Annotated in this window: 13 protein-coding genes and 1 pseudogene; 9 read left to right on the forward strand and 5 right to left on the reverse strand. The window is 50.0% G+C overall.

The annotated features are described in order from the left end of the window. A partial coding sequence (locus Q0277_RS00530; RefSeq protein ID WP_297994417.1) for a hypothetical protein occupies positions 1-184 on the forward strand: 184 nt, incomplete at its 5' end. Positions 185-454: 270 nt separating this feature from the next. On the opposite strand, the gene Q0277_RS00535 is transcribed toward Q0277_RS00530, so the two are convergent. Next, positions 455-865: a hypothetical protein gene (locus Q0277_RS00535; RefSeq protein WP_297994420.1), complete on the reverse strand. Its 411-nt coding sequence runs from the start codon at positions 863-865 to the stop codon at positions 455-457. Further along, positions 858-1,730, reverse strand: a complete 873-nt coding sequence (gene rarD / locus Q0277_RS00540; protein ID WP_297994423.1) for an EamA family transporter RarD — start codon at positions 1,728-1,730, stop codon at positions 858-860. Before rarD ends, Q0277_RS00535 begins: the two co-directional genes overlap by 8 nt. Before the next feature lie 104 nt (positions 1,731-1,834). Here rarD and Q0277_RS00545 point away from each other — a divergent pair, with 104 nt between their 5' ends. Then, positions 1,835-3,178 (forward strand): class II 3-deoxy-7-phosphoheptulonate synthase, encoded by a 1,344-nt coding sequence (locus Q0277_RS00545; RefSeq protein WP_297994426.1) that lies wholly within the window; start codon positions 1,835-1,837, stop codon positions 3,176-3,178. Positions 3,179-4,341: 1,163 nt separating this feature from the next. Here Q0277_RS00545 and acpS read toward each other — a convergent pair. The 3 genes from acpS to Q0277_RS00560 are packed head-to-tail and all read right to left on the reverse strand — an operon-like array spanning position 4,342 to position 5,979. Beyond that, positions 4,342-4,713 carry a holo-ACP synthase gene (acpS, locus tag Q0277_RS00550; RefSeq protein ID WP_297994429.1) on the reverse strand — a complete coding sequence of 124 codons (372 nt, stop codon included), beginning with the start codon at positions 4,711-4,713 and terminating at the stop codon, positions 4,342-4,344. 28 nt (positions 4,714-4,741) lie between these two features. Next, positions 4,742-5,236 carry a peptidylprolyl isomerase gene (locus Q0277_RS00555; RefSeq protein WP_297994432.1) on the reverse strand — a complete coding sequence of 165 codons (495 nt, stop codon included), beginning with the start codon at positions 5,234-5,236 and terminating at the stop codon, positions 4,742-4,744. Positions 5,237-5,244: 8 nt separating this feature from the next. After that, positions 5,245-5,979, reverse strand: coding sequence for a YebC/PmpR family DNA-binding transcriptional regulator (locus Q0277_RS00560; protein ID WP_297994435.1), 735 nt, complete (start codon positions 5,977-5,979; stop codon positions 5,245-5,247). 133 nt (positions 5,980-6,112) lie between these two features. Here Q0277_RS00560 and Q0277_RS00565 point away from each other — a divergent pair, with 133 nt between their 5' ends. The 7 genes and pseudogenes from Q0277_RS00565 to ilvA all read left to right on the forward strand — a co-directional run bounded on the left by Q0277_RS00565 (position 6,113) and on the right by ilvA (position 15,906). Next, positions 6,113-6,337: a heavy-metal-associated domain-containing protein gene (locus tag Q0277_RS00565; RefSeq protein ID WP_297994438.1), complete on the forward strand. Its 225-nt coding sequence runs from the start codon at positions 6,113-6,115 to the stop codon at positions 6,335-6,337. Between the two features lie 4 nt (positions 6,338-6,341). After that, positions 6,342-8,519, forward strand: a complete 2,178-nt coding sequence (locus tag Q0277_RS00570; RefSeq protein WP_297994441.1) for a cation-translocating P-type ATPase — start codon at positions 6,342-6,344, stop codon at positions 8,517-8,519. A gap of 897 nt (positions 8,520-9,416) precedes the next feature. Next, entirely contained in the window at positions 9,417-10,667 is a 1,251-nt protein-coding gene (locus Q0277_RS00575) for an ankyrin repeat domain-containing protein (protein WP_297994444.1), read from the forward strand. A gap of 685 nt (positions 10,668-11,352) precedes the next feature. Further along, a complete protein-coding gene (locus Q0277_RS00580; RefSeq protein ID WP_297994445.1) occupies positions 11,353-13,053 on the forward strand; it encodes a Na+/H+ antiporter NhaC family protein in 1,701 nt (566 codons plus the stop codon). Further along, a pseudogene (locus Q0277_RS00585) lies at positions 13,050-13,586 on the forward strand (tRNA (uridine(54)-C5)-methyltransferase TrmA); the annotation flags it as partial. The gene Q0277_RS00580 and the pseudogene Q0277_RS00585, both read left to right, overlap by 4 nt. Next, complete coding sequence (locus Q0277_RS00590; RefSeq protein ID WP_366517309.1) at positions 13,581-14,594, forward strand: methyltransferase domain-containing protein; 1,014 nt, start codon at positions 13,581-13,583, stop codon at positions 14,592-14,594. The pseudogene Q0277_RS00585 and the gene Q0277_RS00590, both read left to right, overlap by 6 nt. Positions 14,595-14,694: 100 nt before the next feature. Next, positions 14,695-15,906: a threonine ammonia-lyase gene (gene ilvA / locus Q0277_RS00595; protein ID WP_297994448.1), complete on the forward strand. Its 1,212-nt coding sequence runs from the start codon at positions 14,695-14,697 to the stop codon at positions 15,904-15,906. The last annotated feature ends 183 nt before the right edge of the window (positions 15,907-16,089 follow it).

The raw sequence follows: 16,089 nt of genomic DNA on the forward strand, positions 1-16,089 counted from the left end.
CTTTGATTTAGATAAATTTTTTAGATATTTGCACTTAGAAGGCTTGGAATTTGATCTTAAAATAGAGTATGAGGGCAAGGTGATAAGAGTGAAGGAGTATGATAAAATTTTAAGGCGCGATGCTTCTAAGCAGCTAGAACAAGCGGGTTCCAAGGCTGCAGATACCGCGTCCGCCAATGAGTAAATTCTATAAAATTTACAGACGCGATTATCGGCTTCGCAATTGCTACGTATCTTGCAAAATTCTACAAATTACGCCGATTTAAAATTTGCGTCGTTTTGCTTTGTAAAACGCATGGAATTTTGTCGCCATGACGCAAGCGGTTTGCAAAATTCCGGCACGTATGTAAATTTTAAAAATTCCGAGAGTTGCGGCGCGTTAAATTATATAAATTTAGGCGTTAAAATTCTACCGATATAGACACCCGCGAAATTCGCCGCTTAAAATTTCGCGCTACAAATTCTTAAATTCCATCTCTAGCTGCTTGCGCCAGTCTTGCAGCGAGCGCTCTGCGTCCGCGGCGTATTTTTCGATCAGGGCGTCCGTTTTACTTAGAAACTCAAATAGCTTGCCCTCCCACACGGCGGGGTTTAGGTTGCTTTGATGCATCGTTTTGATATAGACTAACTCCTTGCTAAGAGTCTCGAGCTCGCCTAGATAGCTCTCGCGAGCGCTTTCGTCGTGCAGTTCAAGCCGCTTTAAATCTCGCAGTTTGCCCTCTAAAATATCGCAAAATTTCATATACCTTTGCGAGCTAAGCTCGGGATCTGCGGCGTCTGCGCGCGCGGAAGCCTTTTGGACCTGAAAATACACGAGCGCGCCCACCGCAAGGGCGACTGCGAACATCAAAGCGAAATTAGCCATTTTTTCTCCTTAAGCCGTCTAGGCCCACGACCGCGAGCCCGAACCAAATTAGCGAAAAGCTCAAAATTTTATAAGTCTCAAGCTCCTCGCCGTAGATAAATACGGCGATCAGCATGCTCATGCTAGGGCTGATGTACTGCATAAAGCCGATCGTGGATAACGGCAGATACTGCGTGCTTACGGCGAAGGTAAGCAGCGGCAAAATCGTAATCAGTCCGCTTGCAAACAGCAGCGCGCCGCTTACGCTAAAGCCGAAGGCGCCGCTTCCTTTCAACGCGCAGTAGATCAGAAACGCAAGCGCGGGCAGCAGCATCAGCGTCGTCTCGCAAAACAGCCCCTCAAAGCTAGGCACTTTTACCTTCTTGCGTATGAGGCCGTAAAATGCAAAGCTAAGCGGTAGCACGAGCGAGATTATAGGAAGCCTGCCCAGAGCGTAAATTTGCACGCCGATAGCCGCAAAGGCTAGCAGCAGGGAAAGCTTAGCCGCCGCGCTTAGCCGTTCGTGCAGAAACAAAGCGCCCAAAAGCACCGAAAATAGCGGATTTATAAAATATCCGAGGCTGGTGGCTAAAATTTGATCGGAATTTACCGCGTAGATATAAATACCCCAGTTCGTGCTGATAAGTAGTCCCGTACAAAGCAGCGTAAGGGCGATTTTAGGGGTGCCAAGAAGCCGCGCGACGTTTTTTAAGCGGTGCGTAAAGCAGAGAAAAACAAGCAGCAGCAGGAAGGACCAAACGACGCGATGCGCTAAAATTTGCACAGCGTCCACGTCCTTTATGAGCTTGAAAAATATCGGAAAAACGCCCCACATAACAAAGGTGGCAAGAGCAAGTATTAGCCCTTTAGTGCGGTTTTCTTCCATAAAATTCCTTCCAAATTGCCTAAAGGCGCTATTTTAAGATTTTTTGGGTTAATAAAAGCTTATTTGGGTATAATCGTGAAATTTTACGAAACCTAGGAGGGGCTATGAGTTGGAGTAGGACGTCGTGGAAAGATTATAAAATTTTACAGCAGCCGATCTATCAGGACGAAAGTGCAGTGCAGGCCGCCAAAGATCGCCTTTACAAGCTGCCGCCGTTAATTTTCGCGGGCGAGGTGCGAAATTTAAAAGCCGAGCTTGCGCGCGCCAGCGAGGGCAAGTCTTTTCTGCTTCAAGGCGGCGATTGCGCGGAGAGCTTTAATGATTTTAGCGCGAATAATATCCGCGATATGTTTAAGGTAATGCTTCAGATGGCGATCATTCTTACCTTCGCGGCGGGCTGCCCCGTCGTCAAGGTGGGTCGCATCGCGGGGCAGTTTGCAAAGCCGCGCAGCAGCGACTTCGAGGAGGCGGGCGGCGTGAGCTTGCCTAGCTACCGCGGCGACATAATCAACGGCTTTGAGTTTAGCGAAGCGGCGCGCAAGCCAGATCCCGCTCGCATGATCGAGGCGTATCATCAAAGCGCTTCGACGCTAAATCTTCTGCGCGCCTTTTCTCGCGGTGGTCTTGCGAACCTGCACGAGGTGCATAAGTGGAATTTGGGCTTTTTGAAAAAAGGTGAGCTGGAGGCTAAATTTAACGAACTCAGTGATGAAATTTCGCGCACGCTTAAATTTATGGAGGCGTGCGGGTTGAGTGCTGCAAATTCCCCGAGCCTTGCGGAGACGGTGCTTTACACCTCGCACGAGGCGCTGCTGCTGCACTACGAGGAGTGTCTGACGCGCATCGACAGCACCAGCGGCGATTGGTACGACTGCTCGGCGCACATGCTTTGGATCGGCGAGCGCACGCGCGGCGCGGACGATGCACATGTGCATTTTTTAAGCGGTATCAAAAACCCTCTCGGCGTCAAGATCGGCCCGAGCGGCACCGCAGATGAAATTTTGCGCCTTTGCGACAAGCTCAATCCGCAAAACGAAGCAGGCAGGCTAAACGTCATCATCCGCATGGGCGCGGATAAGATCGGCGCGCGGCTGCCGCAAATTTTACGCGAGCTAAAGCGCGAGGGCAGGGCGATTCTATACAGCATCGATCCGATGCACGGCAACACCGTCAAGGCCGCCAACGGCTACAAAACGCGCGAATTTTCTAAAATTTTAAGCGAAGTTCAGAGCTTTTTCGAGATCCACGCCGCGGAGGGCACGCACGCGGGCGGTATTCACCTTGAGATGACCGGTCAAAACGTCACCGAGTGCACGGGCGGCTCATTTAACGTGACGCAAGAGACGCTAAAGCAGCGCTACGAAACGCAGTGTGATCCGCGCCTAAACGCAGATCAGGCGCTAGAGCTTGCGTTTTTGCTCGCCGATAATCTAAAAAAGGCGGAGTAGTCCGCCTTTTGTTGCGCGAGAATTGGGTTACGGCTTGGAATTTAATCGTAGTTTGGGGCGTTTTGACGTAAGCTAGCGCCGTGACCGCGCTTTGCGCTTGAAACACTTGAAATTTAATCGTAGCTTGGCGCGAGCGATTTTAAATTTACGCGACTTTCTAAATACAGAGCGGCTTTGGGTGCAGTTTCGGAGCAGCCGAAATATAGAGAATTGAAAATTTATACGGGAAAAATTCCAAACCCTATCGCAATGCGCCGTAGGTCAAAATATAGACAATTGAAAATTTTGCGGCGTCGTGCCGCGATAAAATTCCACTTTGCAGAGACTTGCAAACTTCTTGGCGGCTAAATTTAGCCTCGCGGGCTTGCCGGCTTAAAATTTTAAATCCGCCATGCATGGAATTTTAAAATTTGAGCCGCCGTGAAATTTTAAAATTTAACGCTAAATCTATGGCTTGCGGAATTTCATCTTTAAATTTGCGCCGTGTAAATTTTGATCGCTCGCTGCTGTGGGCGCGCCGCTTATCTGTGTGTGCTCAAGCTAGCGGAAGACTGAGCGGTAAATGTAGCTACGCAAGCTCGCCTCCATTTTTCGCACATGGCGGTAGAAAATGCTGCGCTATCTGCGGTATTCGGCATAGATACGGCACAAAAGCCTCTTGCTCGAGATGGGCGCGACGAACAGATGCCGCCGCGGCGCGTGTTTCATTGGCTCAAGAACCTCCGTTTAATCCTTGATGATGCGATAGATTGGGCGGAGCGGACTTCGCATCCGTTTTAAATTTCAAAGCGCAATTTCGCCGTGAAATTTTAATAGAAAATCTATACTTTTGCCGCTAAATTCCAGGCTGAAATTTTACATTTTGAGTTGCACCGAGGCGCCGCTATAAAATTCTGTGCCTTAAATTTAAAGCAAAATTCTGCGGTGCGGTGAAATTTCAAAATTTCGTTGCGGTAAATTTTGTGCTCCAAAATTTTATTCATGAATGTAAAATTTTAAGTCGGCAAATATAAAATTTAGATAGTCAAAGTTTGCTGCCGTATCGCGTACTGCGCCGCGAAATACTACTCTACAAAACCTGCGCCTAACCTCAAAAATTCCGTCGCGCAAAATTTATATAAAGTTTATGTAGGATTTTTACTGCCGTGCGCTGCTTCGCTTCGTTACTTTGAGCGCGGCTTATTAAGTTTTTGTGCGACTACCGCGATTGCGACGTTTGCGTCGTGCGTGATGCTAAGGCTTGCGGATTTGATATGAAATTTTTTACGGATTTTTTTACGGATTTTTAAATGCGGCGCGCCCAGGGTGTCTTTGTAAATTTTAGCGTCTTTAAAGCCGAACTCTGCGCCGATGCCGGTGCCTAGCGCCTTGCTAAGCGCCTCTTTAGCGGCATAGACGCCCGCTATACTTTCGTCGCGCAGCGCGGAGGAGCGCTCGGATTTTTTCAAAATACGCTTTAGAAATTTCGCGCCGTATTTTGCGCGCAGCGCCGCGATCCTGCGCACCGCGGTTATGTCCGTGCCGATCTTTATCACGGTCTGGCGCCCCGCGGTTTAAATTTAATCACGATTGTAGGCTCTCTTTAATCTCGATATCGATGATCTTATCGCCCTGCCTAATCGCGTCTAAAACCGCTAGGCTAGGCTGATCCACGATACGACCGAACACCGTGTGCACACCGTCTAGGTGCGGCTGCGCGCTGTGGCAGACGAAAAACTGGCTTCCGCCCGTATCGCGCCCTGCGTGCGCCATCGATAGCGCGCCGCGCACGTGCTTATGCTTTTGGCGGTCGCATTCGCACTTTATGCGCCAGCCTGGACCTCCCGTGCCGGTGCCGCGCGGGCAGCCGCCTTGGATCACGAAATTTGGAATTACGCGGTGAAAATTTAGTCCCTTGTAAAACCCGCTGCGAGCAAGGCTGGCGAAATTCGTAACCGCCTGCGGGGCTTCGTCTGCGAAAAGCTCCAGCTTCATATCGCCCTTTTCGGTTTTTATCACGGCGTATTTATCGCGCGCCAAAGCCTCTGCGTCAATGTCGTAAATTTTTAAGCTTTCCATTTTTTCTCCTATGCGATGTTGGTGTAAACTGCCTGCACGTCGTCTTCATCCTCTAGCCGCTCGAGCAGCGCATCGATATCGCCCAGCTGCTCCTCGCTAAATTCGTGCTTTTCGTTAGCGACGAATTTTAAGCTTGCGCTGATGATCTCAAGCCCTATCTTTTCGATCCCCTCGTTTAGAGTGCCGAAGCTTTCGTATTCGCCGTAGATTAGAAGCGTCTTTTCGAGCTCGCCCTTATCGTTTTCAAACTCGTTGATCTTAAGCTCGCTAAGACCGAAGTCGATGAGCTCAAGCTCCAGCTCCTCGATGTCGCGGCTCGGCAGTTTAGTCTCAAAAACGGCCTTGTGCGAAAACATAAATTTCAAACTGCCGCTCGGCAAAAACTCGCCCTTGGCTTTGTTTAAAATCGATTTTACGTTTGCGACGGTGCGGGTCGGGTTGTCGGTGGCGCATTCGATTATTAAAAGCGCGCCGTGCGGCGCCTTGCCGTCGTAAAAGATCGTTTTGATATCGGCGCTATCTTTGCCGCTTGCGCGCTTGATAGCTGCGTCGATATTGTCTTTGGGCATATTTTGCGCCTTTGCCGTAGCGATCGCGGCGCGCAGTTTGGAGTTCATCAGCGGATCTTCGCCGCCCTCTTTCGCAGCCATCGTTATGGCCTTGCCCAGTTTTGGGAAAAGTTTGCTCATCTTTCCCCATCTAGCTTCTTTTGAAGCGCGTCTGTATTCAAAAGCTCGTCCCATAAAATTCCTTAAAGCTTAAATTTAAAAACGGGTGATTATAACGAAAAACCCTTAAATTTCAGGAGCGGGCGTTGAAATAAAATTTATTAAAAAGTAGTATAAGTTTTGAAATTTTAATCCAAAGGAGAGGCTCATGGCTTTGAAACAAAGCGTAAAATTTAAGGCGCAAAATATCCACTGCGAAAACTGCGCGAGGACGATCAAAAACGCGCTCAAGGATGATTTCGGCGAGATCGAGGTGGACGTAGCAAGCGGAGTGGTGAGTTTAAGCTTAGATCCGCGCGACGAGGCTAAATTTAAAGAGGAGATGGACGATTTGGGCTTTAGTGTAACAGAAAAACTAGCCTGCGCGAACTAACGCAATGCCAAGCAAAATCACTCTAAATATCGTCGGGATGAGCTGCGTAAACTGCTCCAATGCGATCGAGCGGGTAAGTCGCAAGATCGAGGGGGTGCAGGAGGCGCACGTAAATTTCGCAAACGGCAGCGGCGAGTTCGTACTTGCTGATCCGGCGCTTGAGGAGACGCTAAAAGCCAAGATCAAAAAGCTGGGCTACGACATCGCCGTGGATTACGAGGATTTGGAGCGCAAAAAGCGACGCAACCTCAAAGTGGCGCTATTTAGGCTAATCCTCGCTCTCGTTTTAGCCGCGGCGGTAATGGCTGTGGAGATGAGCGGGTTTTTGAGCTTCGTTCCAAAGGCGCTACTTTGCGCGGCGATGGCGTGCGTGAGCCTGTTTTACTGCGGCAAAAACTTCTTTTATCACGCTTACGGCTCGCTGAAAAACAGAAGCTTTGATATGAACGTGCTCGTGGCGATGGGAAGCTTTTTTGCGTTTGCCTATTCTCTAACGGCCGCGGCGTGGGTCTATACGCACGGCGCGCAGAATGAATTTACCAATCTTTATTTCTCATCCGCCTCGATGATAATCGCCTTTATCTCGCTTGGCAAATACTTAGAAGAGCGCAGCAAGATGAAGGCGAACGACTACATCAAGGGGCTAATCGATCTAAGCCCTAAAACCGCGCTTTTGATCAAGGACGACGGCACGATAGCCGAAGTGCGCGCAGAAGCGCTAAAGCCGGGCGATAAAGTGCTCGTAAAAAACGGCTCGCGCATCCCCTGCGACGGGCTTATCGTCGAGGGCGGCGCGCAGATCGACGCCTCTCTCATCAGCGGCGAGAGCTTGGCGGTTTATAAAAGCGTAGGCGATGAGGTGAATGCAGGCTGCGTCAGCACGGACGGCGTTATCTACGTGAAGGTGACGAAATTTTCGCATCAGACGCTGCTTGCCGAGATTAAAAATTTGCTGAACGAGGCGGGCAACAAAAAGATGCCGATCGCGCGCTTTGCCGATAAAATTTCAAATATTTTCGTGCCCGCGGTGATTTTGATCGCGCTTGTTAGCTTTATAGCGTGGATGGCGCTTGACGGGCGGCTCTCATACGCCGCATCCGCCGCTATCTGCGTGCTTATCATCTCCTGCCCGTGTGCGCTAGGTCTTGCGACGCCGATTGCTATCGTTTGCGCGATCTCAAACGCTGCAAAGGCTGGAATTTTAATCAAAAATCCCGAAATTTTAGAAATTTTAAAAGGTGCCGACGTCGCGGTTTTCGATAAAACCGGCACTCTTAGCAAGGGCGAAATTTCGGTAAGCTTCAGCGATCTGAGCGCCCAGGATCTCTACGCTTTAGCAAGCGCGCAAAAACTTAGCGAGCATCCGATTTCAAAGGCGATCGTAAAATTTGCCGAGCTGAAATTCGGTGAAATTTCTAAATTTAACGGCGAGTTCGAAAGCATCGCGGGCAAGGGGATCGTCGCGAAAAATCCCACCGGCGAAATCCTTTGCGGCAGTGCAGGCTTTCTGCGCGAGCGCGGCGTGGATGCGGGCGTCGAAGTAGAAGCGGAGGAGCTTTTAGACAAGGGTTTCGGCGTCGTTTACTGCGTGATAGGCGGCTCATACGCGGGCTTTATCGCATTTAGCGACGAGATCAGAGCCGAAGCGCGCAGCGTCGTGCAGACGCTGCAAAAAAGCGGCGTAAAAACCGTCATGCTAACGGGTGATAACGCCAAAACGGCAAATTTCGTCGCTCGCAATCTCGGCATCGGCGAGGTAAAAAGTGGAGTGCTTCCAAGCGGCAAATATGAGTTCATCAAATCCCTGACCGATGAGGGCAGGCGGGTGCTTTTCGTGGGCGACGGCGTCAATGACGCACCGAGCTTAAAAGCCGCTAGTATCGGCGTCGCGATGAACGGCGGCAGCGACGTAGCCAAGGGCGCGGGCGACGTGATTTTTATAAAAAACGACCTTGAAAGCGTGCTATATCTATTCCGTCTAGGCGGTGCTGCCATGCGGACGATTAGGCAAAACCTTTTCTGGGCGCTCTTTTACAACGCCGTATGTATCCCGATCGCAGCAGGCGCGCTATATCCAGCGCTCGGCGTGCTTCTAAAGCCGATGTACGGCGCCGCGGCGATGTGCTTTAGCTCCGTAACGGTCGTACTAAATTCCATCAGATTGAAATTTGCTAAATTTTAACGCGGCGGATTTTGCGCTAGGCGCGGAATTTTGCGCGGCGAAATTTTAATTTACTCGGCGCAAAACGCGCAAAATTTTATCCTGCGGCTAATCGCGCGCGGAATTCCGCGGGATTAGCGCTGCTTGCAAAATTTTATCTTGCGATTAATCTGGCGTAAAATTTCGTGAATTCCGCCGCCGGATTCCGCGTTAGCAAGCTTGCCTGAGTTAACTTCGGCGGACGGCTTTATTCGGCGGAATTTTTACGGGCGAAATTTAACTCTACTCGCTGCGAATTTCTTTCGTTTTGAAAGAGCTCTTTTTCTCTGCACAGAGCGTGCAAAATTTTACTCCCGCGGTTAATCACTCGTAAACGCGTAAAATTCTATGAAATTTGAGCGCTTATAATTTTATTTTGCGGTAATTGCGCGTGCAATTTTGCGAGATTTGCGCCGTTTGTGAAATTTTATTTTGCATCTAGCCCCACGTATAAATTTTAAAATTTTAACGTCGCAGATCGCCGCGCCGTCATACGGTGCCGCCCGCCGCGCTGCCGTCTAGCTGCCTCTTGGCGCCGTTTGCCCTCTAGCGTTATTCGTCGTTGCGTCGCCGCTCGGTATACTCCTGACGCTACTTACCGCCGCCGCCGCTATTCGGCGTTGTTTGCCGTAGCGTCGTAGTATGATTTCATCGGTCGCCGTGCCGCCGTCCGACTATCGCCTAGCACCGCTCGCCGCCGCGTCGTATCCGGCGCCGTCCATCGCTACGCCGCTACCAGACCGTTCAGTACAGCTCGCCGCCGCGCCGTAAAATTTTAAAAATTCCGCAAAATTTTATAAGGTTAAAAGGAATTCCGTAGAATTCTACCGTCCGCACTAAGTTTTAATAAATAAATTTAAAGGTAAAATAACGCTTCAAATGCAATTCGAGGTAGCGATGCGAAAAATTCTAATGGGTTCGTTTGTTTTTTGCGGCACGCTTTTTGGCGCTTCTTGCGAGCAGATACTAAGCGATCCGCGCGGCTTTTTTAGCAAAGAGCCTGCGGACGAAGAGTTGCTGCAAAGCGATTTTGGCTGTAAAGGCTCGCTAGCTGGCGCAGAATTTTTGCAAAATTTAAAAAGCGCGGCTTCTGAGATCAGGGACGAAAATATCGATTGTGTCGGTAACGAAGCCTTGCTGAACGAAAAAAGGCTTGAGCGAACCTTGGCATTTGCGGGGATGGATGGCGAGGGCTTTTTGAGCTATGCTAAAGAGAAAAACTACGCGCAAATTAGCGAAAAATCGCTTGAAGCCTTAGAATTTTACTCCGAGCGCAAGATTGGAAATTTCATCGCTTATGGCAATTTTATGGGCGAGGTCCCGGTAGCCAGGGAGGCACTAAGAGATTATTTCGCCGCCAAATTCAACAAAAACGATGCCGATGAGCTGGCAAGCGCCGTTATAGCGGAATTTATCGCATACGCCGCAAAGGATCGCAAGGCGGGAGATTACGGTGAGCTTGAGCTGGCGCTAAAAGGCGGAGTAGGCCCAGATGAGTTCCGTACGCTACTTTTTAGCAAGGATTTTGCGATTTACGAGCTTGATAATGCCCTGGATCTAGCACTTTTGCTAGGATATGACGAGCGCTTTAGCGGCGCTTTGATCGAGCGAGGCGCGCAGGTGAATGCTGGCGAGGAAAACTCTCTATTTTACGCGATGAATAACGTTCAAAGCGCAAAATTTATGATCTCTAAAGGCGCCTTGGTTGGCTATAAAAACTCGCTTGGGCAAACTCCGATATTTTTCGCCGCCGCGGCAAAAAATTATGAGCTCGTAAAGTTGCTAATCTACTCGCACGCTAGCGTAAATGTCCGCCAGATCGGCAGCGCCGAGGCCCAGGCTCTAGCGTCGCTAGGCGAGCGTAGCGACGGCTGTGAACGTTCAGGAGTGGGCAAGACACTGCTGATGTTTGCGGCGCAAAAAAGTACCAAGCAGATCGTTGAATTGCTCGTAAAATCGGGCGCAAACGAAAAAGCAGTCGACGAGGCGGGGCTAAATGCACTAGACTACGCGCTTGCGGGTGGTGAAGCGGCTACACAGAGCTATTTACGCTCGCTTGGACTAAGTCCTACACAAGCAAGCGATGATTTTACGAGCGATCCGCAAGATGCGCCTGAGCGTGAGAATTAGCGGGCTTGATTTAAAGGGTCGCTCGCCGCTTCGTCGTTTTAGGTTTGCAGCGTTTTGGGTTTGCAAAAGCCTTATGAGCTTTAAATTTAGAGTTTTGCCGCTTTGTAAATTCTATAGATTTAGCGGATTTTTCGAGTGCGAGTTGGTAGAATTTAACGCTTTAAAATTTTATCACTTTGCTTGCGCAGGTTGCATACACTGAAACTTTATAAACGCGCAGGCAGGCTTGAAAAACGGCGATATTTGTGCGTTTATGCGCGATAAAATTTTTGCCGAGGGATTTTGGTTTGCGATCAAGAGCGGGATTTCGTCAAATTTTGTGCGATAAACTTATCGCTTTTGCGACAAAGTAAGCATCGCAGTATTGCGGAATTTTACCTTGACTTGGGGCTTTTGCTATGTTAAGTAAAATTTTAAATGCGTTTATAAAACGCTTTTGATTACGCCGCGCGCGGTATTTTGCACCGGAGAGATTTTTCTGCGCGATAAATTGCTTAAAAATGCGTGCTAGAAATTGTAAACGCAGCAAAATTGTAGAGCTTGCTGTGCGATTAAGGCGCTCAATAATCGCCGTACAAGAAAGCACGCGAATTATGATTAATTGCTGCAATGCGCGCAGAATTTTAAAATTTAGCCCCCGAGCGGAGGTTAAATTTTAAAATTTTATCAATCATCAAGGATTAAAATGTTAAAAAATTTGCTTATCTTTACGGCAATTTTTTTGCCCGCGCTGGCGCTTGCGGACGTGGAGCCCGCCGTGCGAAACAGCGAGCTTTACGGCGTGCTGACGCTTATCCCGCCGGTTGCGGCGATCGTGCTTGCTTTCATCACCAAGGACGTGATTTTGTCGCTGTTTTTGGGCGTGCTAAGCGGAACCTTTCTTATCGGTATGGTCGATCAAAATATCGCAGCTTCGGCGCTTTTCGCTTTTACGAACCTGTGCTCGCGTATGGTAAAATCGATGGCGGATACGTGGAATGCGGGTATTTTGCTTCAGGTTATGTGTATCGGCGGGCTCATCGCTTTGGTGACCAAAAGCGGCGGTACGAAGGCGCTTGCGCTTTGGCTTAGCAAGCACGCAGACACCCCAGTTTTGGGTCAAATTTATACTTGGCTCATGGGTATCGTGATATTTTTCGACGATTACGCAAACGCGTTGATCGTGGGTCCGATAATGCGGCCACTTATGGATAAATTTAAAATTTCGCGCGCGAAATTCGCCTTCATCATCGACGCGACCGCCGCGCCGATTACCGGTATCGCGGTGATCTCCACCTGGGTCGGAGTCGAAATTTCGGCGATCAAAGAGGCCTACTCGCAGATCGGCATAGAAAACATAAATGCCTTTACCGTCTTTGTAGAGACGATTCCGTATAGATTTTATAATATTTTCATGATCTTTTTCGTAGTCGCAACCGCCGTGATGAGCAGGGAGTTTGGCTCGATGTATCGCGCAGAGATTGCATCTCGCGGCGGTAAGAGCGGAGCCGCGGATTTTAAGATCAAAAATTTAGAGGATCAAATTTTCGTACCCAAAGAGGGCGTAGTTCTTCGCAAGATAAACGCGCTGATCCCGCTAGGCGCGATGATCGTCCTTTCGGTCATCGGCTTTTATCTAAACGGCTACAGCTCGCTGGAGGGCGAGACTTTGGAAGCGGTCAAAGCAGCACCTCTTAGCTTTACATCGATCCGCACCGCATTTAGCGCGGCGGACGCCTCGGTCGTGCTGTTTCAATCCGCGCTCTTTTCGTCGATCATCGCCGTCGTTTTGGGCATCGCGCAAAAAATTTACGGCGTCAAAGAGGCGATCGAGGTCTGGGTGGGCGGCTGGAAAAGTATGCTAAATACCGTCATAATCCTGCTTTTTGCGTGGTCGCTAAGCTCCGTTATCAAAGAGCTTGGCACTTCGCGCTACCTAGTCGAGCTTCTAAGCGACGCTACGCCGCGCTTTGCTCTTGCGATCGTGATCTTCGTGCTTAGCTCGTTTATCTCATTTTCAACGGGCACAAGCTTCGGTACTATGGGCATCGTCACACCTTTAGCCGTACCGTTAGCGCACGCCGTGGGGCAAAAATACGGACTTAGCAGCGAGGAATTTCACGTTTTCATGTGCGTAAACGTAAGCGCGGTGCTTACGGGAGCGATCTTTGGCGATCACTGCTCGCCGATTTCGGATACGACGATCCTCTCTTCGATGGGCGCGGGCTGCGATCACATCGAGCACGTAAGCACGCAGATGACCTATGCGCTGGTCGTTTGCGGCATCAGTATCGTTTGCGGCTACCTGCCTGCGGGCTTTGGGCTTAGCGTGTGGGGATGTCTGATCTTGGGTATCGCGGCTATCATTCTTTTACTGCGCACGGTGGGTAAAAGAGTGGATGTATGAACTGCGAAAGCTTCGGTAGTTGCGGCAGCTGCACGCTCGGCGAGCCCTATGAAGATCAAATTCCATACAAAAAGCAGCTGATAAGCGATAAGTTCAGAGAATTTTTTGACGGCGAGTTTGAGTTTTTTGCCTCACAGCCGCAAAATTACCGCATCAGGGCGGAATTTGGTATCTGGCACGATATTTGGCATAGCGCATTTGATCTTGCATACACGATGGGCGGCGCACGTAGCAAGAAAATTTTAATTAACGAATGCCCTAAAGTAGCGCTTCCTATCGCAAATTTAATGCCGCGGCTGTTAGAGGCGCTTAGGCGTAGCGAAGCTTTAAAAGAGAAGCTCTTCGGCGTCGAGTTCATCTCGTGCGCCAGCGGGATTTTGGCGACGCTGCTTTATCACAAGCGCCTGGGCGAGAGCGAGCAGGGGGCGATTTGCGAGCTGGCGGGCAAGCTTGGCATCAGAGTTATGGCTCGCGCGCGCGGACAGAAGCTGCTAAGCGGCGAGCTAAGCCTCACAGACGAGCTTTGCGTGGACGGACGGGTTTATAAATTTCGCTTCGGCGAAAACGCCTTCATCCAGCCCAACCGCGGCGTGAACGAAAAGATGATCGCCTGGGCGAGAAGCTGCGTGGACTTCGGCAAAGATGGCGCGAGCGAGGTGTGCGCCGCGCAGAATTTCGCCGCAAAGAATTTTACTGAAAAAAAAATTGCCTCGCAAAATTCCGCAGCGCAAAATTACGGCTGCGAGCAGTCCACCCCGCGAAATTCTACGGATCGAAATTTTGCTTCTGAAAATTCCGCCGAATTTAACGCCGCTTTCCGGAATTCCGTTAAAGCAAATTCTGCTCGCGCGGAGTTTAACAGCGAAAATTCCGTGAAATTTAACTGTGCGTACGCATACGAAAGCTCTGCGGATAATAATTCCGCTCGTAAGGATTTGGAAGTGCAAAATTCCGCTGCGCAAAATTTGGATTGTGAAAAGAAAAGCGCGCAAAATTCAGCCTGCAAAAATTCAACCGAGCAAAATTCGAGCTGCAAACAACATGCCGTGCGCCCAGAAAGCTCCGCTGCGCGCGATCTGCTGGAGCTGTACTGCGGGCACGGCAACTTCACTATCCCGCTTGCGGCTAAATTTAACCGCGTGCTGGCGAGTGAAATTTCAAAAAGCTCGATCGCGAATGCCCGCATAAACTGCGAGCTCAACGGCGTTTGCAACGCGCAATTCGTCCGCCTTAGCGCGGATGAGTTGATGAGCGCGTTTGCGCGCAGGCGCGAGTTTGAGCGGCTAAAGGGGATCGATATTTTCGGCTACGATTTTTCGCACGTCTTGATCGATCCGCCGCGCGCGGGGCTGGAGCCTAGCGTGATTGATTTCATAAAAAATTTTCAAAATTTGATCTACATCTCCTGTAATCTGCAGACGCTTTTTGAAAATTTACGCTCGCTTTGCGCTACGCACGAGGTACGCAGGTTTGCGATCTTCGATCAGTTCGCGCATACGAGCCATATCGAATGCGGCGTGCTGCTGCGGCGCAGGAGTTAAGCGGAGCTAAAACCGAAGCTGCGGATTTAGGCTGCGCGCGGGATAAAATTTCGCCTAAAATATGTATAATAACAAAATTTAAAATTACGAAAGGAAGTAGATGGTTGATCTAAATAAAATCATCCGAGCAAAGCGCACGATAAACGATTTCGTCTATAAAACGCCCTTTGCTCTGGCGCCGAAGCTCAGCAAGCTTTACGGCGCGGAAGTATATCTTAAAAGCGAGAATTTACAGCGCACCGGCGCGTATAAGATCCGTGGGGCTTACAATAAAATCGCGCACCTAACGGATGAGGAGCGGGCGCATGGAGTAATAGCCGCAAGCGCGGGCAACCACGCCCAAGGCGTAGCGATGAGCGCGCAAAAATTCGGCGTGCATGCTGTGATCGTAATGCCTGAGGCCACGCCGTTACTTAAGGTAAGCGGCACGAAGGCTCTGGGCGCGGAGATCATCCTAAAGGGCGATAATTTCGACGAGGCGTACGCGTTTGCGCTGGAATATGCCAAAGAGCATAATCTGACATTCGTGCATCCCTTCAACGACGAGTTCGTCCAAGCAGGCCAGGGCACGATCGCGCTTGAGATGATCGAGGAGGTCGCAGATCTTGAATACATCGTCGTTCCAGTTGGCGGCGGCGGGCTTGCGACGGGGGTTTGCAGCTGTGCCAAACAGATCAATCCAGACATCAAAATCATCGCCGTAGCCGCCAAGGGCGCGCCCGCGATGCACGATAGCTTCGTCGCGAAAAAGCCTCTAAATTCCAAATCTGTCCGCACCATCGCCGACGGCATCGCCGTGCGGGATACTAGCGAGATCACGCTTAGCACGATCATCGAGTGCGTCGATGAGTTCGTGCAGGTCGATGACGAGGAGATCGCAAGCGCGATACTCTATCTGCTCGAGCAGCAAAAAATCATCGTTGAGGGCGCGGGCGCGGCGGGCGTAGCGGCGCTGATGAACGCGAAATTCCAATTCCCCGCGGGCGCAAAGATCGGCATCATCCTAAGCGGCGGCAACATCGATGTGCAGATGCTAAACATCATCATCGAAAAGGGTCTTATCAAATCGCACCGCAAGATGACGATCAATGTCACGCTCGTCGATAAGCCGGGCGCGCTTACTGGGCTTACAGAAATTTTGCGCCGCGCCAATGCAAACATCGTCAAGATCGACTACGACCGCTTTTCGACCAACATCGAGTACGGCGATGCGCAGATCACGATCACGCTTGAGACCAAAGGCAAGGCTCATCAAGAGGACATCGCCTGGGCACTCAAAAACGCAGGGTATGATTTCAGGGAGATTTTGTAAAATTTCGCCGGAGCTCTGGGCTTGGGCTTTGATTGCGCTTCTCGACTCACGGCGGTTAAATTTTAAATTTACATCCGCTTATACCCGCTGCGCCGAAACACTTTGCGGCTCGTGGTTTTAAATTTTACGTAGAATTTAAAATTTCAAATATGCGGCGCAAGCCGTTAAATAAAAATGCTCGAG

Origin of the sequence: uncultured Campylobacter sp., assembly GCF_938030815.1 — a bacterium.
Taxonomy (GTDB): Bacteria; Campylobacterota; Campylobacteria; order Campylobacterales; family Campylobacteraceae; genus Campylobacter_B.

Bases quoted from the DNA above. Each gene is read 5' to 3' on its own strand.
- Q0277_RS00535 (WP_297994420.1), bottom strand. From the start codon at position 865: ATGGCTAATTTCGCTTTGATGTTCGCAGTCGCCCTTGCGGTGGGCGCG.
- rarD (WP_297994423.1), bottom strand. From the start codon at position 1,730: ATGGAAGAAAACCGCACTAAAGGGCTAATACTTGCTCTTGCCACCTTT.
- Q0277_RS00545 (WP_297994426.1), top strand. From the start codon at position 1,835: ATGAGTTGGAGTAGGACGTCGTGGAAAGATTATAAAATTTTACAGCAG.
- Q0277_RS00555 (WP_297994432.1), bottom strand. From the start codon at position 5,236: ATGGAAAGCTTAAAAATTTACGACATTGACGCAGAGGCTTTGGCGCGC.
- Q0277_RS00560 (WP_297994435.1), bottom strand. From the start codon at position 5,979: ATGGGACGAGCTTTTGAATACAGACGCGCTTCAAAAGAAGCTAGATGG.
- Q0277_RS00565 (WP_297994438.1), top strand. From the start codon at position 6,113: ATGGCTTTGAAACAAAGCGTAAAATTTAAGGCGCAAAATATCCACTGC.
- Q0277_RS00570 (WP_297994441.1), top strand. From the start codon at position 6,342: ATGCCAAGCAAAATCACTCTAAATATCGTCGGGATGAGCTGCGTAAAC.
- Q0277_RS00575 (WP_297994444.1), top strand. From the start codon at position 9,417: ATGCAATTCGAGGTAGCGATGCGAAAAATTCTAATGGGTTCGTTTGTT.
- Q0277_RS00580 (WP_297994445.1), top strand. From the start codon at position 11,353: ATGTTAAAAAATTTGCTTATCTTTACGGCAATTTTTTTGCCCGCGCTG.
- ilvA (WP_297994448.1), top strand. From the start codon at position 14,695: ATGGTTGATCTAAATAAAATCATCCGAGCAAAGCGCACGATAAACGAT.